The organism is Rhizobium phaseoli (assembly GCF_001664385.1).
Taxonomy (GTDB): Bacteria; Pseudomonadota; Alphaproteobacteria; order Rhizobiales; family Rhizobiaceae; genus Rhizobium; species Rhizobium phaseoli.
The window spans coordinates 3302352-3327132 of record NZ_CP013532.1; the positions used below are offsets into that span (position 1 = coordinate 3302352).

A 24781-nucleotide genomic window follows, 5' to 3' on the forward strand; every position below is an offset into this window, starting at 1 on the left:
CCGCCGCTCGCGGGAAGGACCGGCCCACGACCATGATCAAATACGCTCTCCGTCGCCTGCTGTCGACGATCCCCGTCATGTGGATCGCCGTGACAGCCTCGTTTTTTGTTTTGCGCCTTGCCCCCGGCGGTCCGTTCGATGGCGAAAGGCCATTGCCGCCGGTGATCCTCAAGAACCTTGCGGCCCACTACAACCTGGATAAGCCGTTGATCCAGCAGTATCTGCTCTATGTCGGAGACTTGCTGCGGGGCGATCTCGGTCCCTCCTTCGCCAGCGAGGATTTCACCGTCGCCCAGCAGATCATGATCGGCCTGCCCTACACCTTCACCATCGGCACCGCCGCCTTTCTGATCGCCATCATCGTCGGCGTGGCCGTCGGCTGCCTTGGCGCGCTCTACCAGAACAAGGCGCCGGATTACATTCTCGGCGCGCTGATCCTGGTCGGCGTCGTATTGCCCAACTTCCTGATCGCGCCGATCCTGCAATTGATCTTCGGCATTCACCTCGCCTGGTTTCCGGTCGGCGGCTGGGGTGACGGCTCGATCAAATATCTGATCCTGCCGATCGTCGTTCTCTCCCTGCCGCATGCAGGCCGCATCTCGCGCATCACCCGCGGCTCGATGATCGAGGTGATGAACCAGAACTTCATCCGCACCGCCAAGGCCAAGGGCATCGGACCGCGCCTGACGGTGATGCGCCATGCGCTGAAGCCCGCCATGATGCCGGTCGTTTCCTATCTGGGTCCGGCGGCAAGCTACCTTCTCACCGGCTCGCTGGTCGTCGAAAGCATCTTCGGATTGCCCGGCATCGGCCGCTATTTCGTCAACGCAGCCCTCAATCGTGATTACGGCATGGTTCTCGGGACGGTCATCTTCTACATGGTGCTGATCGTGTTCCTAAACCTTCTCGTCGACATCGCCTATGCCTGGCTCGATCCGAAAGTGAGAAACCGATGATCCTCAACCCCGCAAAACGCGAACTGCTCGCCGAGGAGCTACTGCAGGCCGAGGGCCTCGCGCCCGAAGGCCGCTCGCTCACCAAGGATGCACTCCGCCGGCTCGGACGCAACAAGGCGGCCGTCCTGTCGATCGCCGTCCTGGCGCTGCTGATCCTCGCCGCCTTCCTCGGTCCCTGGTTCATTCCCTTCAATTACGAGGATCCGGACTGGGCCGCCTTTCGCATCCCGCCGTCGATCGAGACCGGCCATTATTTCGGCACCGACCCGAATGGCCGCGACCTTCTTGCCCGCGTGCTTTACGGCACCCGCGTCTCGCTTGCGGTCGCACTGACGGCAACCGTCGTCTCGGTCGTCATCGGCGTGCTTTACGGCGCGATCTCGGGCTATATCGGCGGCAGGCTGGATGCGATCATGATGCGCTTCGTCGATATCATGTACGCGCTTCCCTATATCCTCTTCGTCATCCTGCTGATGGTGATCTTCGGCCGCAACGTCTACCTGCTCTTTGCCGCGATCGGCGCGCTGGAATGGCTGACTATGGCCCGCATCGTGCGCGGCCAGACCCTGTCGATCAAGCATCGCGAATTCATCGAGGCGGCCCGCGCCTCCGGGCAGCGGCCGTTCAAGATCATCGTCAAGCACATCATTCCGAACCTCGTCGGTCCGGTGGTCATTTTCGCGGCGCTGACCGTGCCTGAAATCATCGCCACCGAGAGCTTCCTGTCCTATCTCGGCTTCGGCGTGCAGGAACCACTGACGTCGCTCGGCACGCTGATCGCCGAGGGAACCGACGCCATGGAAAGCATGCCCTGGCTGCTGATCTTCCCGGCCAGCTTCCTCGTGGCCCTGCTGCTCAGTCTGCTCTTCATCGGCGACGGCCTGCGCGACGCGTTCGACCCGAAGGATCGTTAAGAATGCCCCTAGAAACGCAAAAAGACATCCTGCTCGAACTCAACGACTACTCGATCACCTTCGCAACGCCTGACGGCGAGGTGAAGGCGGTCTCGAATATGAACCTTACCGTCCGGCGCGGCGAGCGCGTCGCGATCGTCGGCGAGTCCGGCTCGGGCAAGAGTCAGACTTTCCTCGGCATCATGGGTCTGCTGGCCAAGAACGGCGCCACGACTGGCCAGGCGCTGCTCGAAGGCAAGGATGTGCTGTCGCTAAAACCGCGCGAGCTCGATCAGATTCGCGGCAAGGACATGGCCATGGTCTTCCAGGATCCGATGACCGCCTTGAACCCGTCGCTGAGGATTTCCCGGCAGCTGACCGAGCAGCTCGAGGTTCATCGCGGCCTGACGGCGCGCGCGGCATCGGACGCTGCCCTCGACATGCTGAAACGTGTCGGTATTCCGGATCCGACCCGGCGGTTCCACCTCTATCCGCACGAACTTTCCGGCGGCATGCGCCAGCGCATCGTCATTGCCATGGCGCTGCTGACCAAGCCGAAGCTTCTGATCGCCGACGAACCGACGACGGCGCTCGACGTCACCATTCAGGCGCAGATCCTCGATCTCTTCAACGACCTGACGGCCGAGATGAACACGGCGCTGGTGATGATCACCCACGATCTGGGTGTGGTCGCAGGCCTGGCTGACCGCGTCGCCGTCATGTATGCCGGCCGCATCGTCGAGGAGGCCCCCGTCGATGAACTCTTCGACAATCCGGCCCATCCCTATACGGCGGCGTTGCATGCCTCGATCCCGCGGCCGGACCAGGATGTCGACGACCTCGTCGTCATTCCCGGCCGCCCGCCGAACCTGCAGCACCTGCCGAAGGGCTGCAATTTCTCGCCGCGCTGTTCGCAGGTCCAGAACGATTGCATCGACCGTCCGCCGCCGCTCGAAACGCTGGCGCCGCGCCACTGCGCCGCCTGTTACCATCCGTTCCCGCGTCGTGAGGAGTTGCTGAACCATGGCTGAGCGATCGCTGCTGAGGGTCGAAAATCTGACGACCCAATTCGAACTGCCGGCAAAAGGCTTGTTCAAGCCGCCGGTCTTCCTCACCGCCGTCAACAATGTCAGCTTCGATCTCGCCGAAGGCCGCACCCTCGGTATCGTCGGCGAATCCGGCTGCGGCAAGTCGACCCTCGGCCGCTCGATCCTGCGGTTGTTGAAATCGCAGAAGGGTCGCATCCTCTGGCAGGGCCGCAATCTCCTCGACCTCAGTGAAGAGGAAATGCGCGCCGCGCGCCGCGACATGCAGATCATCTTCCAGGATCCGATCGCCTCGCTCGACCCGCGCATGACCGTCGGCGACATCATCGCCGAGCCGCTTACCGTCTTCGAGCCGAAGCTTTCGAAGACCGAGCGCACCGAGCGGGTCCGTGAGATCATGGGTGCCGTTGGTCTTGTTCCGGAGATGATCAATCGCTACCCGCACGAATTTTCCGGCGGCCAGGCGCAGCGCATCGGCATTGCGCGCGCCGTCGTCACCAAGCCGAAGCTCATCGTCTGCGACGAACCGGTTTCGGCTCTCGACGTCTCGATCCAGGGCCAGGTGATCACGCTTCTGCGCAAGCTGCGCAAAGAGTTCGGCCTGACGCTGATCTTCATCAGCCACGACCTCTCGGTTGTGCGGCTGATCTCCGACGATGTGCTGGTGCTCTATCTCGGCCGGGTTGTGGAGGCGGGCGACTGCGCCACCGTCTTCGACCATCCGGCCCATCCCTATACGCAGGCGCTCTTTTCGGCCGCGCCGATCCCCGATCCGAAGCTCGCGCGCCTGCGCACCCGCATCCGCTTGCAGGGCGATCCGCCCTCGCCGCTCAACCCGCCGAAAGGCTGCGTCTTCTCGCCGCGCTGCTGGAAGGCGACCGACATCTGCCGCACCGAAATGCCGCCGATCGAGGAGGTTCGCCCCGGCCAGAGGGCGGCCTGCTACCACATGGACAGACCGTGAATGACACGATGGCTGCGTGAGGCGGCCTTCGGCTTGATGATAGATCTCTCCCTTCACACGTCATCCTCGGCCTTGTGCCGAGGATCTGCTGGCCTATCGATGGAGGCAGATGCTCGGCACAAGGCAGCACAAGGCCGAGCATGACGAAGGAGGGCTGGCGAGCTTTAAGCCCCCGAAAGCCGCATTCGTCCTCCACTGATTTCAGAATATTATGCCCTCCATCTTTGGGGTGAAGTGTTCCGAAAACAGACTTATTTTGGAATCTATAGTCTCCGATAACAAAGATTTAGATGGGGATCTGCTATCCCTTTCTCCGCCCAATCATGGGCGAGGGGAACGCATACATGAAATCGAAAGTCTCTGGATTGATCGCGCTTGCCGCCGCGATCATCGCCGCCTCAGCCGTGCCGTCGCGTGCCGAAGATCTGAAGTTCCAGCTCACGAACGGGACCAATTCCGTCCTGACCCGCTTCTACAGCTCGCCGACCGGCGTCAATAGCTGGGAAGAAGACGTCTTCGGCGAGGATGTCCTCAATCCGGGCGAGACCGTGAACATCACCATCGCCGATGGCCGCACCGTCTGCAAATACGACATGCGCTTCGAGTTCGACGAAAATTCGAACCTCGACACGACCGAAGACACGCAGGACCTTTGCGAGCTCGGCAGCTACACCATCCACGAATAATCAACCTTCGCTGAAGCCCGCCTTCGCCTTGTCCGCGAAGGCGGGCTTTTCATTTCGAGTGATACCGGCGCCCGCAACATCAATGCTTGTCACTCCGCCCGGCTCCGCGTATCAGCGGATGAAGCGCCAATTCAAAGCGATAGAGCGGCCTGTTGGATCAGCGGCGCTCGTACTGGGAGGACAAGGTGAGCGGAAGACGGTTTCTATCGATCGGTGAATGCATGGTGGAGCTCTCGCAGGCTGGCGACGGGCTGCTGCGCAAGGGCTTTGCCGGCGATACCTTCAACACCGCCTGGTATGCCCGCGCCTGCCTTGGCCCTGACTGGTCGGTCGATTATTTCACCGCTCTCGGCGACGACACCATGTCGGACGAGATGGTCGCCTTCATCGACAAGGCAGGTATCGGCACGAGCCTGATCCGGCGCATCAAGGGCAGGACGCCCGGCCTCTATATGATCAGCCTGAAGAACGGCGAGCGCTCCTTCAGCTACTGGCGCGACAGCTCGGCCGCCCGCAGCCTCGCTGCCGATCCCGATCGCCTCCGCGAAGCGGTGGAAAGCGCCGACCTCGTCTATTTCTCCGGCATCACCCTTGCCATTCTTCCGCAAGAGGATGCCACGACACTGCTCGCCGAAATCCGCCGCGCCAAGGCGGCCGGCAAGCTCGTGGTCTTCGACCCGAACATCCGTCCCCGCCTCTGGTCGAGCTACGACGTCATGCATGCCACGATCAGCGAAGGCGCCCGTTCCTCCGTGCTGGTCATGCCGAGCTTCGACGACGAAGCTGCGCATTTCGGCGACGATTCCATCGAGGCGACGATTCAACGCTATCGCGCCCTGGGCGCCGCCGATGTCGTCGTCAAGAACGGTGCGGACGGCATCCATTTGAATTTCGCCGGCAACCAGAGCTTTGTTCCGGCCGAAAAGGTGGAGACAGTGGTCGATACCACCAGCGCCGGCGACAGCTTCAACGGCGCCTTCCTTGCACGCTATCTGGAAACGCAGGATGCAGCTGTCGCCGCCCGCTTCGCCGCAGGCGTCGCAGCCCGCGTCGTCAGTGAGCATGGCGCCTTGGTCGCCAAGGAGAAGCTTGGATTGAGCGGGCGTTAAGCCCGCGCATGACGACGAACATGCGAACGCCATGCGCGGGCGCGCTCCCCGCCGTATCGGCGTTAACCCCGCGTGGGAATCAAGCAATCAGGATTTCGTCGGCCGATCGGAGTCGCGAACCGCCTCGTCATGATACCAGCAGCTGTCGAGCGCCGCGTCGCAGACGTCGGCTGCTTCGCGCTCCATCCGCCGGGTGCGTTCGAACCGGCTGGCGGCCCGCGTCGGCTTGACGGGAAACTGGTAGATCGTTGCGGATTCACGATGGAAACCGGTGGGCATGAGATCGCCTCCATTCAGTTCGGCGCATCGACATTGACGACCGTCACCATAGCACGCTGCACATAGTTTATGCAAATTGCATAAAATATAAGCACAACCGCGACTATGGCTGATCGTTATGCTGTCCACGCCGAAAGCGTCCGCCTATTTGTTCAACACTTCATCACTTCAGACTAACGCTGAAATTTTCATCGGGTTCCGAAGCGGAAAATATGCTTTCTCAGGAGGATACGGTGTTAGCGTACCCGATCAGGCTGGTTGCTCGATCGAAAAAAACGCGTGCCGGCCGGCTGATTTTCGATTTTTCTTTCGCCGGTAATCAAACTGGCACGCCACATGCTTCAAGAGCTTCATCCCCTGGCGGTCGGATGCGCTCACGCGCCGAGATCGCCTCCGGATTTGCGCACCTACGTAGCATTGAGAGAGTCACGATGACAAAATATAAGCTCGAGTATATTTGGCTCGATGGGTACACTCCGGTACCGAACCTGCGTGGCAAGACGCAGATCAAGGAATTTGATGCATTCCCGACGTTGGAACAGCTTCCGCTCTGGGGCTTCGACGGTTCGTCGACCATGCAGGCCGAAGGCCGCAGCTCCGATTGCGTGCTGAAGCCCGTCGCCATCTATCCCGACCCCGCCCGTACGAACGGCGTTCTGGTCATGTGCGAAGTCATGATGCCCGATGGCGTCACGCCGCATCCGAGCAATGCTCGCGCGACCATCCTCGACGATGAAGACGCCTGGTTCGGCTTCGAGCAGGAATACTTCTTCTACGAAAACGGCCGTCCGCTCGGCTTCCCCGAGTCCGGTTATCCGGCTCCGCAGGGCCCCTACTACACCGGCGTCGGCTATTCGAACGTCGGCTCGGTCGCCCGCGAAATCGTCGAAGAGCATCTCGACCTTTGCCTCGCTGCCGGCATCAACCACGAAGGCATCAATGCCGAAGTTGCCAAGGGCCAGTGGGAATTCCAGATCTTCGGCAAGGGCTCCAAGAAGGCAGCCGACCAGATCTGGATGGCGCGCTACCTCCTGCAGCGCCTGACCGAAAAATATGGCATCGACATCGAGTATCACTGCAAGCCGCTCGGCGACACCGACTGGAATGGTTCGGGCATGCATTGCAACTTCTCGACCAAGTACATGCGCGAAGTCGGCGGCAAGGCCTATTTCGAGGCGCTGATGGCCCAGTTCGAAAAGAACCTGATGGACCACATCAACGTCTACGGGCCCGACAACGACAAGCGCCTGACCGGCAAGCACGAAACGGCTCCGTGGAACAAGTTCTCCTACGGCGTTGCTGACCGTGGCGCTTCGATCCGCGTGCCGCACTCCTTCATCAAGAACGACTACAAGGGCTATCTGGAAGATCGCCGCCCGAACTCGCAGGGCTGCCCCTACCAGATCGCTTCCCAGGTTCTGAAGACGATCTCGGAAGTTCCGCTCACGGGCTCTGCTTCCGCTGCTGCCTAACCTCCCAAGCGGCGCCGGTCTCGGACCGGCGCCGTCTCTTTTTGAGCCTCCGAGGCTCTCTTCCTCCCGACATAATTGCCGGCTGCACGGCGCTAAGCCTCTGTAAGTGTTCATAGAGCGCTGTAATATTTCCATCATGCTCATGCCTCAAAATAAAGAGGCGGGAATCGCCATTCCGGAACCCCGCTAAGGGGTAGAGCGTTGCCATACATCGCAACGCGGATGGAAATCGCGACATGCTGCAACGTCCGGCAAACACTTATAGCGGCGAGAGCTGGGCCAGTGCCGCGGCCGCCGGCAATCTGCCGGAGCGGCTGGTGATCGTCACCGACGCCTGGCACCCGCAGGTCAATGGCGTCGTGCGTTCGATCGAGAACACCAATCGCGAATTGGCGAAGATGGGCGTTGAGGTTTCGATGGTGACGCCCGAGCGCTTCAACAGCATCCCCTGCCCGACCTATCCCGAGATCCGCCTGTCGATCACCAGTTACCGCCGTGTCGCGCGCGAGATCGAAAAGCATAACCCCACCTATGTGCACATCGCCACGGAAGGTCCGCTGGGGCTGACAGCCCGCCGCTGGTGCCTGCGCAAGCGCATGCCATTCTCCACCAGCTATCACACCCGCTTTCCCGAATATGTTTCCGCCCGGCTGCCGATCCCGCAGAGCTGGCTCTATGCCTTCGTGCGTTGGTTCCACAATGGCGGCGCCGGCTGCATGGTCGCGACGCCGAGCCTTGCCCGCGATCTGTCGGCCCGCGGCATCAAGAATTTGATGCCCTGGACCCGCGGTATCGACGCGACGCAATTTCATCCCATGCCGCTCGAAGAAGAGCCTTTCGGCCTGCCGCGTCCGATCTTCATGACGGTTGGCCGTGTGGCGCTGGAAAAGAACTTGCCGGCCTTTCTCGATCTCGACTTGCCCGGCTCGAAGATTGTCGTTGGCGATGGCCCGGCGCGCGTCGAACTGGAGCAGCGCTATCCGGATGCGCACTTCACCGGCGTGAAATTCGGCGAGGATCTGGCAAAAATCTATGCCCAGGCCGACGTCTTCGTCTTCCCGTCGCTCACCGACACCTTCGGCAACACGATCCTCGAAGCGCTGGCGTCGGGCGTGCCTGTTGCGGCCTACCCGGTCACCGGCCCGCTGGATATTATCGGCGAGGATAGTGAGGTTGGGGCGCTCGATGCGGATCTGCGCGTCGCCTGTCTCGCCGCCCTCTCCGCCTCGCGCGAGAAGGCGCGCGCGCTGGCCATGCAATATTCCTGGGAGGCGGCAACGCTGCAATTCATCAACAATATCCGCGCTGCCAACGGCGTCATCACGCCGAAATGGAAGAAGGCCTGGCAATTCGCCAAGTCGCTTCCGAGAAGCAGAAAGCCCGGCGAAGCCGCCGGGCCTTTGCCGTCCTCGGACTAAAGCAATTCCAGCAAAAGTGTGAAGCGGTTTTGCCGGGAAAAGCGCGAAGCGACTTTCCTAGGGAATTGCATGAAAGAGTTCTAATCGCCCTTACTTATGCAAAGCGCTGCGAAGCGTGTTGTTCGCCACCTTGATCGCACTGCGGACCGCCGGCGTTTCGGTAATCGCATTCAGCAGCACGAAGTCGTGGATCGTACCGTTATAGCGGATCGAGGTGACTTTGACGCCGGCCTGGCTGAGCTTGCGGCCATAGGCTTCGCCTTCATCGCGCAGCACGTCGTTTTCATCGGTGATGATGAGAGCCGGCGGCAGGCCGTTCAACTGTTCGAGCGATGCCTGCAGCGGCGAAGCAGTCGGTTCCTTGCGCTTGGCCTCATCGGGCAGGTAGGCGTTCCAGAACCACTTCATCGCTTCCTTCGTCAGCCACGGGCCATTGGCGAACTCATTGTAGGAACCGTTGTCGAAATTGGCGTCGGTGACGGGGTAGAACAGCACCTGCTGGTCGATGGCAGGACCGCTGCGCTCCTTGGCAAGCAACGTCACCACGGCCGCCATATTGCCGCCGACGCTGTCGCCTGCGACCGCCAGCCGGCTGGCGTCGACGTTGAACTCTTTGGCATGCTCAGCGACATATTTGGTCGCGGCATAGGCCTGCTCGATGGCCACAGGGTAACGGGCTTCCGGCGAGCGTTCGTAGTCGACGAAGACGACGGCGGCATCAGCGCCATTGGCGATCTCGCGCACCAGCCGGTCATGCGTATCCGCATCGCCGAGCACCCAGCCGCCGCCATGGAAATAGAGAATGACCGGCAGCGTGCCCTTGGCATTCTCGGGGCGGACGATCCGCAGCTTGATGCTGCCGGTCGGGCCTGATTTGATGACCTTGTCTTCTTCCTTGGCCGCCAGCTTCTTGACATCGCCCTTCTGCGCACCCGCCAGCACATTGCGGGCATCGGCCGGCGACAGCGTATAGATCGGCTTGCCGCCCGCCAGGCTATCGATGAACGTCTGCGTTGTCGGCTCGAGCGCCGGATCGGCAAGCGCGCCGACGGCGGAAGCTGCCAGGAGTGCTGCTGCGGAAACTGCGGTCTTGATGGTCGACATTGTCCTGTCCTCTCGGTTTTTCGATGTTCGTTCTGAACACGCCACCTATATCGCGCACGATTATTTATCGCACAATTTAAATCTCGGCATGGCAGCCATGCATAAAACTCGCTTCCGATTATTTATCCCGCGATATATGGTCGACCGGTTTTGGAGATTGCCCCATGCAGGATCCGCTGAAGCTCGACGATTTCATCTGCTTTGCCGTCTATACGGCGAGCCACGCGCTGAACCGCGTCTACAAGCCGCTTCTCGACACGCTCGGCCTCACCTATCCGCAATATCTGGCCATGGTCACGCTATGGGAACAGGACGGCCAAACGGTCGGAGGCCTGGGCGAAAAGCTCTTCCTGGAATCGAGCACGCTGACGCCGCTGCTCAAACGCCTGGAAAGCGCCGGCTATATCAGGCGCGAACGCAGCAGCGAGGACGAACGCGTCGTCGTCATTCGCTTGAGCGAGGAAGGCAGTCGCCTGAAGGAAAAAGCGATCGGCATTCCCGGCTGTATCGTGGAAGCGAGCGGCCGCGATGCGGCGAATCTCACTCGGCTGCAGGCTGAGATCGTGGCGCTGCGCGAGGCGTTGAATAAGAGCGGGACTCACGGCTAACCGCACCACCTCGTTCCGGGGCACCCCGGAGCACGACACAAGCGAATATAAAGGCGCCAAACCAGCGCCCCGCCCCTTACGTCCGCTTCTTCTTCGACTCGTACGGATTCTCAGCCGAACGGAAATGAATCCTGATCGGCACACTCGGCATGTCGAAATCGGCGCGCAGCCCGTTGATCAGATAGCGCGTATAGGATTCCGGCAGCGCGTCGGAACGAGTGCAGGAGATCATGAAGGCCGGCGGGCGTGCCTTGACCTGGGTCATGTATTTCAGCTTGATGCGCCGGCCGGACACGGCCGGTGGCGGATGCTGGATCTGCTGCGTTTCCAGCCAGCGGTTAAGCCGTGCCGTCGAGATGCGCTTGTTCCAGACCCTGTCGGTATCGATGATCGACTGCATCAGCTTGTCCAGCCCCCAGCCGGTCTGGCCGGAGATGGGCACGGCGCGGATGCCGCGCGCCTGCGGCAGCAGCCGGTCGGTCTTTTCACGCAGGTCAGCCAGCACCGCCTGGCGGTCCTCGATCATGTCCCATTTGTTGAAGGCGAGGACGGCGGCGCGCCCCTCGCGCAGCACGAGATCGACGATCTGCAGGTCCTGCTTCTCGAAGGGGATCGTCGCATCGAAAACGATGACCACGGTCTCGGCGAAACGGATGGCGCGCAAAGCATCGGCGACGGACAGCTTCTCCAGCTTTTCGGTTACCCGTGCCTTGCGACGCATGCCTGCGGTGTCGAACATCTTGATGGTGCGGCCGCGCCAGTCCCATTCGACCGAGATGGAGTCGCGGGTGATGCCGGCCTCGGGCCCGGTCAACAGCCGGTCCTCGCCGAGAAAACGGTTGATCAGCGTCGACTTGCCCGCATTCGGCCGGCCGACGATCGCCACTCTGAGCGGCTTGGTGTCGTCATAGACCGGCTCCTCATCCTCGCCGTCGGCCTCGCTTTCGCTCGGCGGAATGTCGACATCGGTAACCGCGACATCCTCCTTGGCATAGGCGCGGTCCTTGCCGATCGCTGCGACGATCGCGTCGCGCAGGTCGATCATTCCCTGCCCGTGTTCGGCTGAAATCGGCGTCGGCTCGCCAAGCCCCAGCGTATAGGCGTCGTAGAAGCCGCTGTCGGAGCCGCGCGCTTCGGATTTGTTGGCGACGAGCACCACCGGCTTGCCGCGCCGGCGCAGCATTTCGGCAAGAGCGGTATCGACAGGCGTCAGCCCGTTCTTGGCATCGACGACGAACAGTGAAAGATCGGCCTCATCGATCGCCGCTTCCGTCTGGGCGCGCATCCGGCCCTGCAGACTTTCCTCGTCGGCTTCTTCCAGACCGGCCGTATCGATAATCGTAAAGGTCAGACCCATCAGCCGCGCATCACCCGGCCGGCGGTCGCGGGTCACGCCGGGTGTATCGTCGACGAGCGCAAGCTTCTTGCCCACCAGGCGGTTGAAAAGCGTCGACTTGCCGACATTCGGACGACCGACGATGGCGACCGTGAAACTCATTCTTTTTCCTTAAAACTCAGCCCTGCGCGGCGGGCGCCTCGCCGGATGCGGTAATGAGATCAAGCATCATCTGGGCGCGATTGGCAACAGGACGCGGGCTTTCGGCGTCATCGATAATCGACTGGAACCACTGCCGCGCCTGCGCCATGTTGCCGGCCTTGTAGGCGGCCAGACCGAGCGCCTCGCGCGCCGAATGGCGGAAGGCGTTGCCGGGCACGGCCATTTCCTCGATCGCGGCCGAAACCTGCTCATAGGAGCCGTTCTCGATCAGCAGCCAGCCGGCACGCATTCTGGCGGCATCGCGCACGGCAGCGGGAACGCCGTTGTCTTTGCCGATCTCGTTGAAGGCGGCGATCGCCGCGGCGGCGTCGCCCTTTTGGGCCTGGACGGTCGCAGCCCGCATGCGCGCCAGCACCGGATAGGCGCCATGGCCTTCCTTCTCCAGCTTGTCGAGCGCGGCCAGCGCCTCATCGTTCTTGTTCTCGTCGGCCAGCTTCATCGCCGCCAGGAACTGGTCGCCGGCGCCCGAGGAGCGGCTATCATCCCAATACTCATAGAGAACCTTGCCGGCGGTACCGACGACAATCAGGATAGCAGCGACGATGATATAACGGCCAAACCGGCGCCAGGCGCCCTTCATCTGGTCGGACCGCAATTCCTCATTGACTTCACGGATGAAGCTGTCGTCGTTGAATGCCATTCTCGTCTCCGGCCGCGGCAATACCCATAGGCTGTGCGCTACGCACATTGCCGCGCCTTCTACCCCATTTTGCTGCGGTTGTAAGGGGGATATGAAAGATTCGTTACATCACCAGCGGCGAAACGCCGATCAACCATTCGTGCAGCTTCCAGATGATCAGCCCCCAGGCAACGATGCCGATGACGACGGCATAGAGATCGTATTTCGCCGAGACGAAGGGGCGCAGCGTGATCTCGCCCGCCCGCTCGCGCCGCTTCAGCGAGATGCGCAGGATGACGCCCCAGGCGAGAAAAGCGGCAAACAGTAGCACCGACGACGTCTCGCCATTGGCGAGCAGATGCGCCAGCGCCCAGATCTTTACCGACAGAACCATCGGATGTTTCGTCTTGGTGGCGATATGTCCGGCCGGCAGCAGCGAGGCGACCAGACAGATCATCGCGATCAGCATCAGCGTAATCGTAATATGCGCCATCCAGACCGGCGGGTTGTAAAGCATGCCGGTCACCGCGCGCGCCTGTCCGAACCCGTAGATCAACAGGATCAGCGTGGCGAGACTGGCGATCGAATAGGCGGCCCGCCACCCTTTCTCGCCGAGGCTTGCGATCATCGACTGGCGAAAGCCGGGAGCCACGACCCGCACCAGATGCACGCCGAGAAAAAGTATGATGCCGATGATAAGCAGTGCCATTGCGGTCCCTTCCGTGCAGTTTGTCATGGCTTAGCGGCTGACGGGAAAAAATACCAGTTGAGACCGCAGCTTCGCCGCAATTCTATAGGAGGGAAACCGCGATCAAATTGTCGCGGTGTCCATGTCCCGTCTTCTCCTCTCCACCTGCCTGACTGCTTCGTTCCTTCTCCCGGCAATCGCCGAGGCGGCTGACCGGCCGAAACAGCTCGTCCTCATCTCCTTCGACGGCGCCCACGACAATGCGCTCTGGCTGAAAAGCCGGGAGATGGCCGCCAGGAACGGCGCCCACTTCACCTATTTCCTTTCGTGCACCTTCCTGATGAACGAGACGGCGAAGAAGGCCTATCAGGCGCCGCACCAGAAACGCGGAAAATCGAATGTCGGCTTCGCGCAGAGCGACGACGAGATCCGCGAACGCCTCGGCAATATCTGGCACGCCCATCTCGAAGGCCACGACATATCGAGCCATGCCTGCGGTCATTTCGACGGCCGCCTCTGGAGCGAGGCAGACTGGTCGGCCGAATATGCCACTTTCCACGCGACGCTGAAGAATGCCTGGAAGAGCGTCGGCATCGAGGAACCTGCCGGCTGGCCGGACCTTGTCGATCACGGCATCAGGGGCTTTCGCGCCCCCTATCTCGCGGCAACGGCGGGCGCCGACATGATCGCCGCCGAAAAGAAGGCCGGCTTCTCCTATGATGCAAGCCTCGTCACCAAAGGCCCGGCCATGCCAGTCGAAGAAGACGGCATCATCCGCTTCGGCCTGCCGCTGATCCCCGAGGGCCCGAGCGAAAAGCCGATCATCGGCATGGACTACAATCTGTTCGTGCGGCACTCCAAGGGCGAGGAAGACAGGGCCGATTCGAAGGAATTCGAGGATCGCTCCTATGCCGCCTTCTCCCAGGCCTTCGACCGCCAGTACAACGGCAACCGCATCCCCCTCCAGCTCGGCTTCCACTTCGTGGAAATGAACGGCGGCGCCTACTGGCGAGCCCTGGACCGCCTGGTCAGCGACGTCTGCCACCGCGCCGATGTCGCCTGCGTCAGTTATTCCGAAGCGATCCCGATGATCGAGGCCCGCGGCAAGCTGCAGCAGACGTCAGGGCTCTGAGACAATGCTTCTTGAACGAGGGGTGGTGCCGCGCAGCCCCCCTCATCCGACCCGTCGAGCCATCTTCTCCCCGCGGGACGAGAAGAGGAAGCAAGTGGCGGGGTCGCGTTTCCTCCCCTTCTCCCCAGCGGGGAGAAGGTGCCGGCAGGCGGATGAGGGGGCCGCACGGCACGCCAGTCACCTCTTTCTGCCGCCTGCGCTTCCCCATCCGTCGGAAAGCTACCTATCACCCATCAACATGAACAACGCCAGCTTCCCGCTCCAGATAATGCTGGTCGATCGCCGGCAGCGGTTCATCATCGATGGCCGCCTCGAAGGCCTTCAGACGTTTGTGAATGGAAAGCAGTTCGATGATCGTCGTCCAGGAGTTGACCAGGTACTGGAACGAGTTGCTGACCTGGCCGAAGGCGGTCGAGATCTGCTGGAAGATACCATAGGTTATCGTGCCTGCAACGATCGTCGGCACCAGCATGAAGACGACGAAGAGTGCGTCTGCCTGAATGTAGAAATAGCGGGCGACGTTGAAATACATGTAGTGGAAATACATGCGGAAATAGTTTCGCCGAACGTTATTAAAGAGCTCGCTGACTGTCAGCGGCTGCGCGCGCTCGGCATGATCCTCGCCATAGACGAGTTCCTTGCGATAGGCGGCCTCGACGCGCTGATTGCGGAAGTTGAGGCCCGGCAGCTTGATACCGGCGACTGCCAGAAGCAGCGTGCCGAATGCCGACCAGAAAAGCGCCAGCCAGAAGAGCGAATTCGCCAGCGGCCCGATGACCGGCAGTTCAGTCACGTAATGCGAGAGCGCCAAAAGGATCGGAAGGAAGACCACGAGCGTCATCACCGAGTTGATGAGACTGATGCCGAGACCTTCGAGGGTGCTGGAAAAGCGCATCGTGTCTTCCTGAACGCGCTGCGAGGCGCCTTCGATGTGACGCAGCTTTTCCCACTTCGACATGTAGAAGTCGTTCATCGCAGCGCGCCAGCGGAAGATGTAGTGGCTCGTAAAGAAGTCGGTCATGATCGACACGAACATGCTGAGGAAAGCGATCTGACAGAAGACCCACATCAGGCTATAAAAATTGTCGACGGAAATGCCCGGCTGCTTCGACAAGGCGTTTTGGAGAAGATCACCGAAGGGCCGGCGCCAGTTGTTGATCACGACCGTGATCTGGACGCCGAAATAGGTGACGAAAATGATGAGCGCCGAACCCCAGATCGACCACAGCTTCCAGGGATGGTGCAGCGCCTTCAAATGCCATGCGCCGCAGAAGATCACCGCCGAGAGAAGGAAGTATCCGTAAAACCAAAGGTTCTCCGGCAGCAGGAAGAAAGAAAGGTCGATCGGCTGCTGCTCTTCCGGAACCGGCACAAAGCCGAGCGACGCGCCGAGGCCCGCAGCGAAAAAATACCAGCCGAATATTGAAATCAGCGTCCACACGACAAGCGAAATGAAGAAAGGTTTCGGCTGGGGAAAAAACGAATGAAACACGGGGGGCTTTGCTTTCCTGAACTGTGAGTCTCGGGAGTGTCATGGAACACTGATTGTGCCGGAAACTAAGGCAGTTCGAAGGAAGCAGCAATGGGTTCGGCCGATTGTTACGGAGATGTAACCGGTTAGGCGACTTTCTTGATCACCGGCATCACCAGCGCGGCGCAGACCAGAAGGGCGGCGGCGGCGATCACCGTCGGCACGGTGAAACTGCCCGAGCGTTCGGCGATCCAGCCGGCAACGATCGGCCCGACGATCTGGCCGAGGCCGAAGGCGGCGGTCATCATCGCCAGTATCCTGCGCGGACTCTCGGGCGAAAGCTTGCGGCCGATCTGCAGCCCGTAAGCGGTGATCGCCAGGAACGTCGCGCCGAACAGCGCGCCGCCGATCAGCGGTGCGACCGAAGGCGGCAGCGCCACAGTCGCAAGCACGCCGGCCGCCTCGATAAGAAGCGCCGCGACATAGACGCCGCCAAGCCCGAACGGCCTCACTAGCGGCTTCCAGGCAAACAGCGCCACCGCCGCCGTCAGACCGGCGATGAACCAGCAGAGGAATTCGACGAAAGCTCCCGTTGCCGACAGGCGGGCGATGGTGACGAGAAAGGTGGCGGTGATGACATAGCCGAAGCCGAACAGGCCGTAGGAGAGCGTCACCAGCACCATCGGCCGGCTCCAGACCAGCACCGGCTCCTTACCCGCGCGCGCCGATTGCGCCGGGGCAGACGGCAACAGCAGGAAAACGACGACCAGGCTCAGCGCACAGTAGATCGCCCCGCCGATCCAGTCGGCGCGCCAGCCGCCCGCCCCGCCGTGGAAACCGAGGCCGATCAGGAGCACCATCACCGAGGACAGCGCGATCCCCGCCCCCGGCCCGCCGAAATGCGCCGCCTGCACATGGTCGTTGCCGGCCGCGGCCCCGTGGCTGAGCACGATCGACGAGGTGAAGACCATCGCAAGGGCGCTGGCGAGGCCGGCGAGGAAGCGGATGACGGCGAAGATCGCGACGGAATTGGTGGTAGCCATGGCGGCAAGCAGGATTGCGGTGGCAAGCAGCGCCGAGAGCGCCACCAGCCGCTCGCGCCCCGCCGCCCAGCCATAGGCCGCCAGCACGGCGCCGACGAGATAACCGACGAAATTCGCCGAGGCGATGAAACCTGCATCCGCCGCCGAAAGCGGCACGCCACTCATCATCCCGGGCAGGATCGGCGTGTAGGAGAAGCGCCCGAAGCCCATGGCCGCCGCCATAGCAACGGCACCGGCAGCGGCGGTGGCAACGAGGTTTGGCTGGGAGCGAGGGGGGCGGGAGAGCATGCAGCGCTTATCGCGCCGCAGCACCGGTATCGCAAACGACTATTTCTGATCGGTCGATCAATTTCCGGAAAGGTCGAAAAAAACCCCGGCTCACCTTGAAAGTGATTATCTTACGATATATGTCTTACGACATAGCCAGCGATACATCTTGCGATGAAAGGAAAAAGCCAGTGAGAGGTTTCAAAGGCGGCATGTTCGGCGAAGCGTTCCGCATGGGCCGCAAATTCGCGGCGGGCGATCTGCAGCTCGTCATCCTGGCGCTGCTCGCCGAGCAGCCGCGCCACGGCTACGAGTTGATCAAGTTACTGGAGGAGCGTTCCGGCGGCTTCTATGTGCCGAGCCCCGGCGTCATTTATCCGGCGCTCACCTATCTCGAAGAAACCGGCCTTGCCGAAGTGGAGAATGAGGGCACCAAGAAGCTGTACCGCATCACCGAGGCCGGCCGGCGCCGCGTCGAGGAAAACCGCGACATGATCCTGCACACACTCGCCAAGCTCGAACGCATCGGTGAGAAGATGGCGTATGTGAAGCGTGTTTTCGAAACCGACCGCCATGGCGCCGACAGCGATGATGGCGACTTCATGCAGGACGGCGGCGATATCCGCGCCGCCCGCATGTTGCTGCGCTCGGCGCTCAGGATGCGTTATCCCTGGTCGAAAGCCGAAGCCGCCCGTATCGCCGGCATATTGGAACGCGCGGCCACGGAAATCCTACAGGGCGGCAGGCCGGATACGCGGTGAAGACGGGGTAGGTGCCGGCGACGGCGCGTTCGCGGACGCGCCGAGGTATAAGAGAGCCTCGTCCTGAGCTGCCTCGAAGGACGATTTCTTCCGAGGTCTGGATCGCCTCGATGCGGGCGACCGCCGCGGATTGGCTCGTATATTAATTGCTATTTTAGCATACGGTAATATATTGTGGGGCGTTGTTGTCATTGGCCTAAATCCAGGTGCGCAAGCCGAAAACATCGGCTGCGTGGAGGGAATTTCATGTCTCTACGCTCTCAGGGTACCGCTCTTTTCCTTCTTCTCCTCTCGTCAACGATGATTCCCGCCGCTGCCCAAACAGGCAAAGAGCCCTCTGTTAGCGGTAAGGACTTTGATGCCGCGGCGGCCGATCAAGCAAGACGGTACTTGGAGGAGGGCCGCGAGACATTCCGCTTTGACACGTTCGGCAGTGAGGACTTCTGGGGAGGCAAACTCAAGCTTCACGAAGCGATCGCGGGTGAGAAGCTGGGCGGCAAGGGGCCAGGCCTTAGTCCCAAGAAAGCTCTGGAGCTCGGGTTGAAAGTCGAAGTTAACGCCATCCCAAAAGACATTGCCGCTGCGCTCGCCAAAGGTGAGGTCGATCTTGACGATCCGGCCAGCACGCTACTTCTGCTGAAGGCCAATGCCGTTGTGGGGGTAACCGGATTCTTCGGCGAAGACGGAAAGACCCTGACGTCGGTCGGAATCCAGTGTGCGGTGTGCCACTCGACGGTCGACGACGCCTACGCTCCCGGCATCGGTCATCGGCTGGATGGCTGGCCCAACCGTGACCTGAACATCGGTGCGATCGTCGCGCTGGCGCCTGACCTTACGGCATTCACTGAGATGCTGCAGGTTTCGGAAGCCGACGTGAAGAAGGCGGTGGAAGCCTGGGGGCCCGGCAAGTTCGACGCCGAACTCAACCTGGATGGAAAGGCGTTCCGGCCGGACGGCAAGACGTCGGCCACGCTCAATCCGCCCGCATTCGGATTGGCGGGCGTGAACAACCATACCTGGACTGGAGCCTGGGGAACCGTCAGCTATTGGAACGCCTATGTCGGAAACCTCGAGATGCATGGCAAAGGCACGTTCTATGATCCGCGTCTTGATGACGCCGAGAAATATCCGGTCGCCGCTAGGACAAAGCAGGGCCACAAGCAGGACAAGGAAGACCGGATCACCGCCAAACTGCCGGCGTTACATTTCTACCAGCTGTCCTTGCCTACTCCGCAGCCGCCGGAAGGCACCTTCGACAGGGCGGCGGCGGAAAAAGGAAAGGCCCTCTTCAACGACAAGGCCAAGTGCGCCACTTGCCATGTACCGCCGCTCTTCACCGAACCCGGCTGGAACCTGCACACGGCGGACGAGATCGGGATAGACGATTTCCAGGCGAAACGCGCCCCGGACGGCCGCTACCGGACAGCGCCGCTGCGCGCCTTGTGGAACGTGGACAAGGTCCACAAGGGTGGCTTTTACCATGACGGGCGCTTCGCCACGCTGGAGGACGTCGTCGAGCACTATAACGACCATTTGAAGTTGAATCTGAGCGCGGAGGAAAAAGGCGATCTCACCGAGTATTTGAAGTCGCTCTAACCCCATCCCTGACGACAGGGTGGTTTCCTAATGCTCCTGAGACAGGTCATGAAAGATGGCAGCAGAGGCACTGCGGATTGCGCCCGAAAGAACAAGGGAGCCTCAATCCTGAGTGCCCCGCGGGGCCTCGAAGGGCGACGCGGGTGCGCTGACGCCGCCACGAAGGAAGAAAACCCGAGAATTCCCCTACGCCCGCCCATCCGGCAAGGTCAAAATCACCGGTCCGTTCCGCGTCGCAACCACCGTGTGTTCATATTGCACGGTCGGCGCCTTGGGATCGGCATAAAGCGTCCATGCATCGTCGCCGCCCTCGGCCCATGTGGCGCCGAGCGAAAGGAACGGCTCGACGGTAAAGACGAGACCGTCCGTCATGACCCGCTTTTCCGAAGGGTCCGGCCAGGTCGAGAGCTCGGCCGGCTCCTCGTGCAACGAACGCCCGACGCCGTGGCTCGCCAGATTGGCAACCAGCGTATAGCGGTTCTTCTGGGCGAAAGCCCCGACTGCGGTACCGATCTTGGCCAGCGGCTCACCCGACTTGACCTGGTTGAGCCCGACCCAGAGCGCCCGCCTGCCGTCGCGGCAGAGCCGTTCGATCTTCGGCTTGACCGGCGGCATCGCAAAGGAAGCGCCGGTATCGGCGAAGAAACCGTCCTTCTCGGCCGAAACGTCGATATTGATCAGGTCGCCGGCCTGGATGACACGTGGCCCGGGAATGCCGTGGGCGATTTCCTCGTTGACGCTGATGCAGGTGGCGCCGGGAAACTGGTAGCAGAACTCCGGCGCCGAGCGCGCGCCGGAATCCTCAAGCACCTTGCGTCCGATCCGGTCGAGTTCCAGCGTCGTCATGCCCGGTTCCATCGCTGCCGCCATCACCTGGATGGCGTTGGCGCAGATCCGGCCGATCTCCTTGAGCTTTGTCAGCTCATCGTCGTTTGCGATAACCATTCGTCTCTTCCGGCCTTGCGGGCGAGGCGCGGCCGCCTCAAGCGGTGGCTTTCGCCCCTTCGTTCCTTTCAGTCAATGCCTTTCTGACGATCGGCGCGACTTTCGTCCCATAGAGCTCGATGCCGCGCATGATCTCAGCATGCGGCATCAGGCCGATTGCCATCTGCAGCAGGAAACGGTCGTTCTTGAACAGCGCATGTTGGGCGATAATCTTTTCCGCGACTGCCTCCGGATCGCCGACGAAGAGCGCGCCGTTCGGCCCGCGCGATAGGTCGAATTGCGCCCGGCTTGTCGGCCCCCAGCCGCGCTCGCGGCCGATGCGGTTCATCACTTCGGCTTGCGGTCCGTAAAACTGGTCGGCGGCGGCCTCGGTGGTATCGGCGATGAAGCCGTGAACGTTGATGCTGGTCTTCAGCTTCGTTTGGTCCTGCCCTGCCCGGCGCGCCGCCTCACGGTAGAGATCGAAAAGCGGCGCGAAACGGCGCGGTTCGCCGCCGATGATCGCCAGCGCCACCGGCAGGCCGAGCGCACCGGCGCGCGCCACGGACTGCGGCGTGCCGCCGACCGCAACCCACAGCGGCAGCGGATCCTGCAATGGCCTGGGATAGACGCCGCGCCCACGGATCGGCGCGCGAAGCTCGCCCTCCCATTGCACCGTCTCGCTGTCGCGCAGCGCCAGCAGCAGATCGAGCTTCTCTTCGAAAAGCTGGTCGTAATCCTCGAGATTGTAGCCGAACAATGGGAAGGACTCGATGAAAGAGCCCCGCCCCGCCATGATCTCGGCCCGGCCGCCCGAAATCAGGTCGAGCGTCGCAAACTGCTGGAAGACCCGCACCGGGTCGTCGGAGGAAAGCACGGTGACGGCGCTCGTCAGCCGGATATTCCTGGTCTTGACGGCAGCCGCCGCCAACGCCACCGCAGGAGCGGAGGCCGCATAATCCGGCCGGTGATGCTCGCCGAGCCCAAAGACGTCGAGCCCGACCTGATCGGCAAGCTCGATCTCCTCGATCAGATGCTTCAGCCGTTCGGCTCCTTCCGCTCCCTTGCTGCGCGAGGGATTAGGATTGACGTCTGCGAATGTATAAAGGCCGAGTTCCATTGTCCGCATCCCATTGAATTCAACCTGGAGATAAGGACCGGCGAGCGGCAACGCAAATACAAAGTCTGGAACGGAATGTTCGAGAGTTTCGATAGTGGTAGGATGGTTTCGACCATTCGTCGCTAAGACTTAGTCGGCAGCATGGTAAGAGTCTTTGCGCCGTAGACACGGCGCTGCTGGATTCCTGTGACAAGCACAGGAATGAGGGAGCAAGTGGGTCAACCCGCGCTCCATATCCTCGTGTAGAGCCGGATCAGAGGGACGACAGTTGCTTTTGATCTCTCCCGACACCAAGAACTCCCTCATTCCTGTGCTCGTCACAGGAATCCAGCAGTCGCGCGTCCGCGCGACGGGAGACTCAGGTACTCACAGTCCAAGTAGATGAAACGAGATATCCTCCCATTCCGGATTCTCCCGCTCGATCAGATTGAGCTTCCACTGCCGCGGCCATTTCTTGATCGTCTTCTCCCGCTTGATCGCAGTCGTCAGCAGATCATGCTCCTCAAACCACACCAGCGTCTTGACGCCATACTTGGACGTGAAAACCTGGCGTCAGTTCATTCTGGTGCTCGTATAGCCGCCCGGCAAGGTCCCGCGTCACGCCGGTATAGAGCGTGCCGTTGCGCCCGGATGCGAGAATGTAGACGTAACCCATGTCAGCAGATTGGCACAGGATACAGCCTGCGTCGACAGAGCCACCCCCACGCCTAAACCCTCGATTCGAATCTGAATTCAACGACTTCAAAGCGCCGGCGGAATCTTCTTCCAAGCTGCCTCAAACAATACTTGAAGCAGGGACGACCCGGCCTCCGCCACGCCTCCTCCGCTCACATCTTCGCCAGCAGTTCCGCCAGCTGATCCGCGGCCTTTCCCCATCCGTCGTGGAAACCCATCTTCTCGTGCGCTTCCTTGTCCTCGGCGCGCCAGTGCAGCGCCTTGGCCGTATACTTCGTGCGTCCATTGCCGAGATCTTCGAGCAGGATGACGCCGGTGAAGAAAGGTTTTTCGGCAGGCACCCAGGCGCTGCTATAGGCGTCGGTGAAGACGATCTTCTCGTTCTCGACGAGCTCGAGATAGACGCCGCGGTTCGGATACCGATTGCCCTCGGGATCCTGCATGACAATGACGTTGGAGCCGCCGGGGCGGACATCCAGCGTCGCTTCCGCCACGCCCCAGGGGCGCGGTACGAACCACTGCTTCAGCAGCTCGGGATCGGTCCACGCCCTGTAGATCTTATCACGCGGGGCTTCGAATTCGCGGATAAGGACAAGCTCATGTTGGGTGCTGGCGGTCATCTCAACATCTCTCCATTTGATTAAACCTGGTTCGTCTCAGGCTGTTACAAGGACGTGTCAAACTTCGCCATTCCGACAGCGTGGCGATTTTTCTTTGATCATTCTGCGATCGGTTGCGCGGCCTCTTCCTGCATCTTGTCGATCTGCCGGCGGATATGGGCGGCCTCGGCCGCCGAATGGGCAAGCGCAATGGCATGGTCGAAGGCCTCGCGCGCCTGGCGAGACAAGCCAAGCTGCTTCAGCAGGCCACCCCGCAGACCGTGATAGTAGAAATAACCGCCGAGTTTCTCGCCAAGCGGATCGATGAGATCGAGAGCCTGCTGCGGCCCTTGCAGCTTGGAAACAACGACGGCGCGGTTAAGCGTCACGACAGGCGAAGGCTGCACACGCTCCAGCGCGCGGTAAAGCAGATCGATCTCGACCCAGTCGGTATCCTCGGCACGTTTCGCGCGGGAATGGATGGCGGCAATGGCCGCCTGAAGCTGATACGGGCCGGGCCGGCGGTGCCGCAGCGCCTTGTCGAGCAGCGCGAGCGCCTCGTTGATGAAGGGCTGGTTCCAAAGCGAGCGGTTCTGATCTTCGAGCAGCACGATTTCGCCCTCGGCGCTGAAGCGCGCCGGCCGGCGCGAGATTTGCAGGAGCATGAGCGCGAGCAGCCCCATCAGCTCCGGTTCGGCGGGGAAAATATGCAGCATCAGCCGTGCCAGCCGGATCGCCTCGTCGCTGATGGCGGCCGCCTCATGCTTGGGGTCGGCCTGGCTGTAACCCTCGTTGAAGATGAGATAGATCATCGTGCTGACGATCGAGAGACGTTCGGCCCTCTCCTCGGGGCTCGGCGTTTCGAAAGGCACGCCTGCCTTGGCGACACGCGCCTTCGCCCGGGTGATGCGCTGCTCCATGGCGCTTTCCGATACCAGGAAAGCGCGCGCGATCTGCGTCACCGAAAGGCCGGACACGATGCGCAGCGCCAGCGCGATCTGTTGGGTGGCCGGCAGATCCGGATGGCAGCAGATAAAAAGAAGCCGCAGGATATCGTCGCGATAATTGGAATCGTCCAGCCGCTCGGCGATATCGCTTTCGGCATCCTCGGTATCGGAAATGACGTGCTCATCCGGCAGGGCCTGGAGCTTCGACCGCTTGCGCACCGCGTCGATGCCGCTGTTGCGGCCGACGAAGATGAGCCAGGCCGTCGGATCGCGCGGCGGTCCCTTCTCCGGCCATGTCCGGATCGCCCTCAGGCATGCCTCCTGGAACGCCTCTTCCGCGGTATCGAGATCACGGAAATAGCGCAGCAGCGCGCCAAGCGCCTTTGGGCGGGCCGAGGCAAGAGCGAGGTCGATCCAGGCAATATCGGTCATGATGCAGCATCTCCGGGCCTGAAGACGTAGAAAGGCCGAATTTCGTATGAGGTGGAACCCGGATTGACGGATGAAAGCTGCTTCGAGAAGGCGACCGCCTCGTCGAGGGTTTCGAAGTCAACCACATAGAAGCCGAGAAGCGCCTCCTTCGTTTCCGCAAAAGGCCCGTCGATGACCAAGGGCTCGTCCTTGCCTTTGCGCACCGTAGTCGCCGCCGTCGTCGGCATCAGCCGGCCGACGGGACCGAGCTTGCCGGCTTTCGCCAGCGGCTCCTGCACGGCGTAAAGTTTCTCCATGACGGCAGCCTCCTCCTCCTGGCTCCAGGCGAAGACGGTTTCCTCATGGGCGTAACAAAGGATTGCATAAAGCATCGGGCCACTCCTCTTTCCGAATGACGAAGGAGTAACCGCTTAG

The 24781-nt window shown here is 61.5% G+C and carries 24 protein-coding genes and 1 pseudogene; 12 read left to right on the plus strand and 13 right to left on the minus strand.

Annotated elements, in window-relative coordinates:
- Nucleotides 1-32: 32 nt before the first annotated feature.
- From AMC88_RS15955 to AMC88_RS15980, 6 genes are all read left to right on the plus strand, one after another.
- Entirely contained in the window at nucleotides 33-956 is a 924-nt protein-coding gene (locus AMC88_RS15955) for an ABC transporter permease subunit (RefSeq protein ID WP_012484711.1), read from the plus strand.
- Nucleotides 953-1870 carry an ABC transporter permease gene (locus AMC88_RS15960; protein ID WP_004678127.1) on the plus strand — a complete coding sequence of 306 codons (918 nt, stop codon included), beginning with the start codon at nucleotides 953-955 and terminating at the stop codon, nucleotides 1868-1870. Before AMC88_RS15955 ends, AMC88_RS15960 begins: the two co-directional genes overlap by 4 nt.
- 2 nt (nucleotides 1871-1872) lie before the next feature.
- Nucleotides 1873-2880: an ABC transporter ATP-binding protein gene (locus tag AMC88_RS15965; protein ID WP_004678129.1), complete on the plus strand. Its 1008-nt coding sequence runs from the start codon at nucleotides 1873-1875 to the stop codon at nucleotides 2878-2880.
- Nucleotides 2873-3859 carry an ABC transporter ATP-binding protein gene (locus tag AMC88_RS15970; RefSeq protein ID WP_004678130.1) on the plus strand — a complete coding sequence of 329 codons (987 nt, stop codon included), beginning with the start codon at nucleotides 2873-2875 and terminating at the stop codon, nucleotides 3857-3859. Before AMC88_RS15965 ends, AMC88_RS15970 begins: the two co-directional genes overlap by 8 nt.
- A 344-nt stretch (nucleotides 3860-4203) precedes the next feature.
- Nucleotides 4204-4545 carry a hypothetical protein gene (locus AMC88_RS15975; RefSeq protein WP_012484712.1) on the plus strand — a complete coding sequence of 114 codons (342 nt, stop codon included), beginning with the start codon at nucleotides 4204-4206 and terminating at the stop codon, nucleotides 4543-4545.
- Nucleotides 4546-4766: 221 nt separating this feature from the next.
- Nucleotides 4767-5654, plus strand: a complete 888-nt coding sequence (locus AMC88_RS15980; protein ID WP_012484713.1) for a sugar kinase — start codon at nucleotides 4767-4769, stop codon at nucleotides 5652-5654.
- 87 nt (nucleotides 5655-5741) lie between these two features.
- On the opposite strand, the gene gstI is transcribed toward AMC88_RS15980, so the two are convergent.
- Nucleotides 5742-5933, minus strand: coding sequence for a glutamine synthetase translation inhibitor GstI (gene gstI / locus AMC88_RS15985; RefSeq protein WP_004678133.1), 192 nt, complete (start codon nucleotides 5931-5933; stop codon nucleotides 5742-5744).
- 431 nt (nucleotides 5934-6364) lie between these two features.
- Between gstI and AMC88_RS15990 the strand changes: the two genes are divergently transcribed.
- Both AMC88_RS15990 and AMC88_RS15995 read left to right on the plus strand, forming a co-directional pair.
- Entirely contained in the window at nucleotides 6365-7405 is a 1041-nt protein-coding gene (locus AMC88_RS15990) for a glutamine synthetase beta-grasp domain-containing protein (protein ID WP_012484714.1), read from the plus strand.
- A 236-nt stretch (nucleotides 7406-7641) separates the two neighbouring features.
- Entirely contained in the window at nucleotides 7642-8823 is a 1182-nt protein-coding gene (locus AMC88_RS15995; RefSeq protein WP_012484715.1) for a glycosyltransferase family 4 protein, read from the plus strand.
- A gap of 90 nt (nucleotides 8824-8913) precedes the next feature.
- Here AMC88_RS15995 and AMC88_RS16000 read toward each other — a convergent pair whose 3' ends face one another.
- On the minus strand, nucleotides 8914-9927 hold the full coding sequence (locus AMC88_RS16000; protein WP_064825501.1) for an alpha/beta hydrolase: 1014 nt from the start codon (nucleotides 9925-9927) through the stop codon (nucleotides 8914-8916).
- A gap of 164 nt (nucleotides 9928-10091) precedes the next feature.
- Here AMC88_RS16000 and AMC88_RS16005 point away from each other — a divergent pair, with 164 nt between their 5' ends.
- A complete protein-coding gene (locus tag AMC88_RS16005) occupies nucleotides 10092-10535 on the plus strand; it encodes a MarR family winged helix-turn-helix transcriptional regulator (protein WP_012484718.1) in 444 nt (147 codons plus the stop codon).
- Nucleotides 10536-10611: 76 nt separating this feature from the next.
- Here the strand turns inward: AMC88_RS16005 and der are convergent, their stop codons facing one another.
- From der to AMC88_RS16020, 3 genes are all read right to left on the minus strand, one after another.
- Nucleotides 10612-12033: a ribosome biogenesis GTPase Der gene (gene der, locus AMC88_RS16010; RefSeq protein WP_012484719.1), complete on the minus strand. Its 1422-nt coding sequence runs from the start codon at nucleotides 12031-12033 to the stop codon at nucleotides 10612-10614.
- 16 nt (nucleotides 12034-12049) lie between these two features.
- On the minus strand, nucleotides 12050-12733 hold the full coding sequence (locus AMC88_RS16015) for a tetratricopeptide repeat protein (protein WP_010023313.1): 684 nt from the start codon (nucleotides 12731-12733) through the stop codon (nucleotides 12050-12052).
- Nucleotides 12734-12836: 103 nt separating this feature from the next.
- Nucleotides 12837-13421: an NnrU family protein gene (locus AMC88_RS16020; RefSeq protein ID WP_010002564.1), complete on the minus strand. Its 585-nt coding sequence runs from the start codon at nucleotides 13419-13421 to the stop codon at nucleotides 12837-12839.
- A gap of 121 nt (nucleotides 13422-13542) precedes the next feature.
- Here AMC88_RS16020 and AMC88_RS16025 point away from each other — a divergent pair, with 121 nt between their 5' ends.
- Nucleotides 13543-14532 carry a polysaccharide deacetylase family protein gene (locus AMC88_RS16025; RefSeq protein ID WP_064822505.1) on the plus strand — a complete coding sequence of 330 codons (990 nt, stop codon included), beginning with the start codon at nucleotides 13543-13545 and terminating at the stop codon, nucleotides 14530-14532.
- A gap of 226 nt (nucleotides 14533-14758) precedes the next feature.
- Here the strand turns inward: AMC88_RS16025 and sbmA are convergent, their stop codons facing one another.
- Complete coding sequence (sbmA, locus tag AMC88_RS16030; RefSeq protein ID WP_012484721.1) at nucleotides 14759-16024, minus strand: peptide antibiotic transporter SbmA; 1266 nt, start codon at nucleotides 16022-16024, stop codon at nucleotides 14759-14761.
- Between the two features lie 125 nt (nucleotides 16025-16149).
- On the minus strand, nucleotides 16150-17334 hold the full coding sequence (locus AMC88_RS16035) for a YbfB/YjiJ family MFS transporter (protein ID WP_064825502.1): 1185 nt from the start codon (nucleotides 17332-17334) through the stop codon (nucleotides 16150-16152).
- Nucleotides 17335-17504: 170 nt separating this feature from the next.
- On the opposite strand from AMC88_RS16035, the gene AMC88_RS16040 reads away from it, so the two are divergent.
- A complete protein-coding gene (locus AMC88_RS16040; RefSeq protein ID WP_012484723.1) occupies nucleotides 17505-18074 on the plus strand; it encodes a PadR family transcriptional regulator in 570 nt (189 codons plus the stop codon).
- Nucleotides 18075-18320: 246 nt separating this feature from the next.
- Nucleotides 18321-19670 carry a hypothetical protein gene (locus tag AMC88_RS16045; RefSeq protein ID WP_029531442.1) on the plus strand — a complete coding sequence of 450 codons (1350 nt, stop codon included), beginning with the start codon at nucleotides 18321-18323 and terminating at the stop codon, nucleotides 19668-19670.
- 186 nt (nucleotides 19671-19856) lie between these two features.
- On the opposite strand, the gene map is transcribed toward AMC88_RS16045, so the two are convergent.
- The 6 genes and pseudogenes from map to AMC88_RS16075 all read right to left on the minus strand — a co-directional run bounded on the left by map (nucleotide 19857) and on the right by AMC88_RS16075 (nucleotide 24738).
- The gene (gene map / locus AMC88_RS16050) at nucleotides 19857-20615 is read right to left on the minus strand and encodes a type I methionyl aminopeptidase (protein ID WP_012484725.1); all 759 of its coding nucleotides are present in this window, start codon (nucleotides 20613-20615) and stop codon (nucleotides 19857-19859) included.
- Nucleotides 20616-20652: 37 nt separating this feature from the next.
- Nucleotides 20653-21714 (minus strand): LLM class flavin-dependent oxidoreductase, encoded by a 1062-nt coding sequence (locus AMC88_RS16055; protein ID WP_016733758.1) that lies wholly within the window; start codon nucleotides 21712-21714, stop codon nucleotides 20653-20655.
- A 366-nt stretch (nucleotides 21715-22080) separates the two neighbouring features.
- A pseudogene (locus tag AMC88_RS16060) lies at nucleotides 22081-22369 on the minus strand (GIY-YIG nuclease family protein).
- A gap of 172 nt (nucleotides 22370-22541) precedes the next feature.
- Nucleotides 22542-23009 carry an SRPBCC family protein gene (locus tag AMC88_RS16065; RefSeq protein WP_010024094.1) on the minus strand — a complete coding sequence of 156 codons (468 nt, stop codon included), beginning with the start codon at nucleotides 23007-23009 and terminating at the stop codon, nucleotides 22542-22544.
- A 98-nt stretch (nucleotides 23010-23107) separates the two neighbouring features.
- Nucleotides 23108-24367 carry an RNA polymerase sigma factor gene (locus tag AMC88_RS16070; protein WP_064825503.1) on the minus strand — a complete coding sequence of 420 codons (1260 nt, stop codon included), beginning with the start codon at nucleotides 24365-24367 and terminating at the stop codon, nucleotides 23108-23110.
- The gene (locus AMC88_RS16075) at nucleotides 24364-24738 is read right to left on the minus strand and encodes a YciI family protein (protein WP_012484728.1); all 375 of its coding nucleotides are present in this window, start codon (nucleotides 24736-24738) and stop codon (nucleotides 24364-24366) included. Before AMC88_RS16075 ends, AMC88_RS16070 begins: the two co-directional genes overlap by 4 nt.
- Nucleotides 24739-24781: the final 43 nt, after the last annotated feature.

What these genes read in the sequence shown, in the direction of transcription:
- AMC88_RS15955 (WP_012484711.1), top strand. Translation starts at nt 33, where the DNA reads ATGATCAAATACGCTCTCCGTCGCCTGCTGTCGACGATCCCCGTCATG.
- AMC88_RS15960 (WP_004678127.1), top strand. Translation starts at nt 953, where the DNA reads ATGATCCTCAACCCCGCAAAACGCGAACTGCTCGCCGAGGAGCTACTG.
- AMC88_RS15965 (WP_004678129.1), top strand. Translation starts at nt 1,873, where the DNA reads ATGCCCCTAGAAACGCAAAAAGACATCCTGCTCGAACTCAACGACTAC.
- AMC88_RS15970 (WP_004678130.1), top strand. Translation starts at nt 2,873, where the DNA reads ATGGCTGAGCGATCGCTGCTGAGGGTCGAAAATCTGACGACCCAATTC.
- AMC88_RS15975 (WP_012484712.1), top strand. Translation starts at nt 4,204, where the DNA reads ATGAAATCGAAAGTCTCTGGATTGATCGCGCTTGCCGCCGCGATCATC.
- AMC88_RS15980 (WP_012484713.1), top strand. Translation starts at nt 4,767, where the DNA reads ATGGTGGAGCTCTCGCAGGCTGGCGACGGGCTGCTGCGCAAGGGCTTT.
- gstI (WP_004678133.1), bottom strand. Translation starts at nt 5,933, where the DNA reads ATGCCCACCGGTTTCCATCGTGAATCCGCAACGATCTACCAGTTTCCC.
- AMC88_RS15990 (WP_012484714.1), top strand. Translation starts at nt 6,365, where the DNA reads ATGACAAAATATAAGCTCGAGTATATTTGGCTCGATGGGTACACTCCG.
- AMC88_RS15995 (WP_012484715.1), top strand. Translation starts at nt 7,642, where the DNA reads ATGCTGCAACGTCCGGCAAACACTTATAGCGGCGAGAGCTGGGCCAGT.
- AMC88_RS16000 (WP_064825501.1), bottom strand. Translation starts at nt 9,927, where the DNA reads ATGTCGACCATCAAGACCGCAGTTTCCGCAGCAGCACTCCTGGCAGCT.
- AMC88_RS16005 (WP_012484718.1), top strand. Translation starts at nt 10,092, where the DNA reads ATGCAGGATCCGCTGAAGCTCGACGATTTCATCTGCTTTGCCGTCTAT.
- der (WP_012484719.1), bottom strand. Translation starts at nt 12,033, where the DNA reads ATGAGTTTCACGGTCGCCATCGTCGGTCGTCCGAATGTCGGCAAGTCG.
- AMC88_RS16015 (WP_010023313.1), bottom strand. Translation starts at nt 12,733, where the DNA reads ATGGCATTCAACGACGACAGCTTCATCCGTGAAGTCAATGAGGAATTG.
- AMC88_RS16020 (WP_010002564.1), bottom strand. Translation starts at nt 13,421, where the DNA reads ATGGCACTGCTTATCATCGGCATCATACTTTTTCTCGGCGTGCATCTG.
- AMC88_RS16025 (WP_064822505.1), top strand. Translation starts at nt 13,543, where the DNA reads ATGTCCCGTCTTCTCCTCTCCACCTGCCTGACTGCTTCGTTCCTTCTC.
- AMC88_RS16035 (WP_064825502.1), bottom strand. Translation starts at nt 17,334, where the DNA reads ATGCTCTCCCGCCCCCCTCGCTCCCAGCCAAACCTCGTTGCCACCGCC.
- AMC88_RS16045 (WP_029531442.1), top strand. Translation starts at nt 18,321, where the DNA reads ATGTCTCTACGCTCTCAGGGTACCGCTCTTTTCCTTCTTCTCCTCTCG.
- map (WP_012484725.1), bottom strand. Translation starts at nt 20,615, where the DNA reads ATGGTTATCGCAAACGACGATGAGCTGACAAAGCTCAAGGAGATCGGC.
- AMC88_RS16055 (WP_016733758.1), bottom strand. Translation starts at nt 21,714, where the DNA reads ATGGAACTCGGCCTTTATACATTCGCAGACGTCAATCCTAATCCCTCG.
- AMC88_RS16065 (WP_010024094.1), bottom strand. Translation starts at nt 23,009, where the DNA reads ATGACCGCCAGCACCCAACATGAGCTTGTCCTTATCCGCGAATTCGAA.
- AMC88_RS16070 (WP_064825503.1), bottom strand. Translation starts at nt 24,367, where the DNA reads ATGACCGATATTGCCTGGATCGACCTCGCTCTTGCCTCGGCCCGCCCA.
- AMC88_RS16075 (WP_012484728.1), bottom strand. Translation starts at nt 24,738, where the DNA reads ATGCTTTATGCAATCCTTTGTTACGCCCATGAGGAAACCGTCTTCGCC.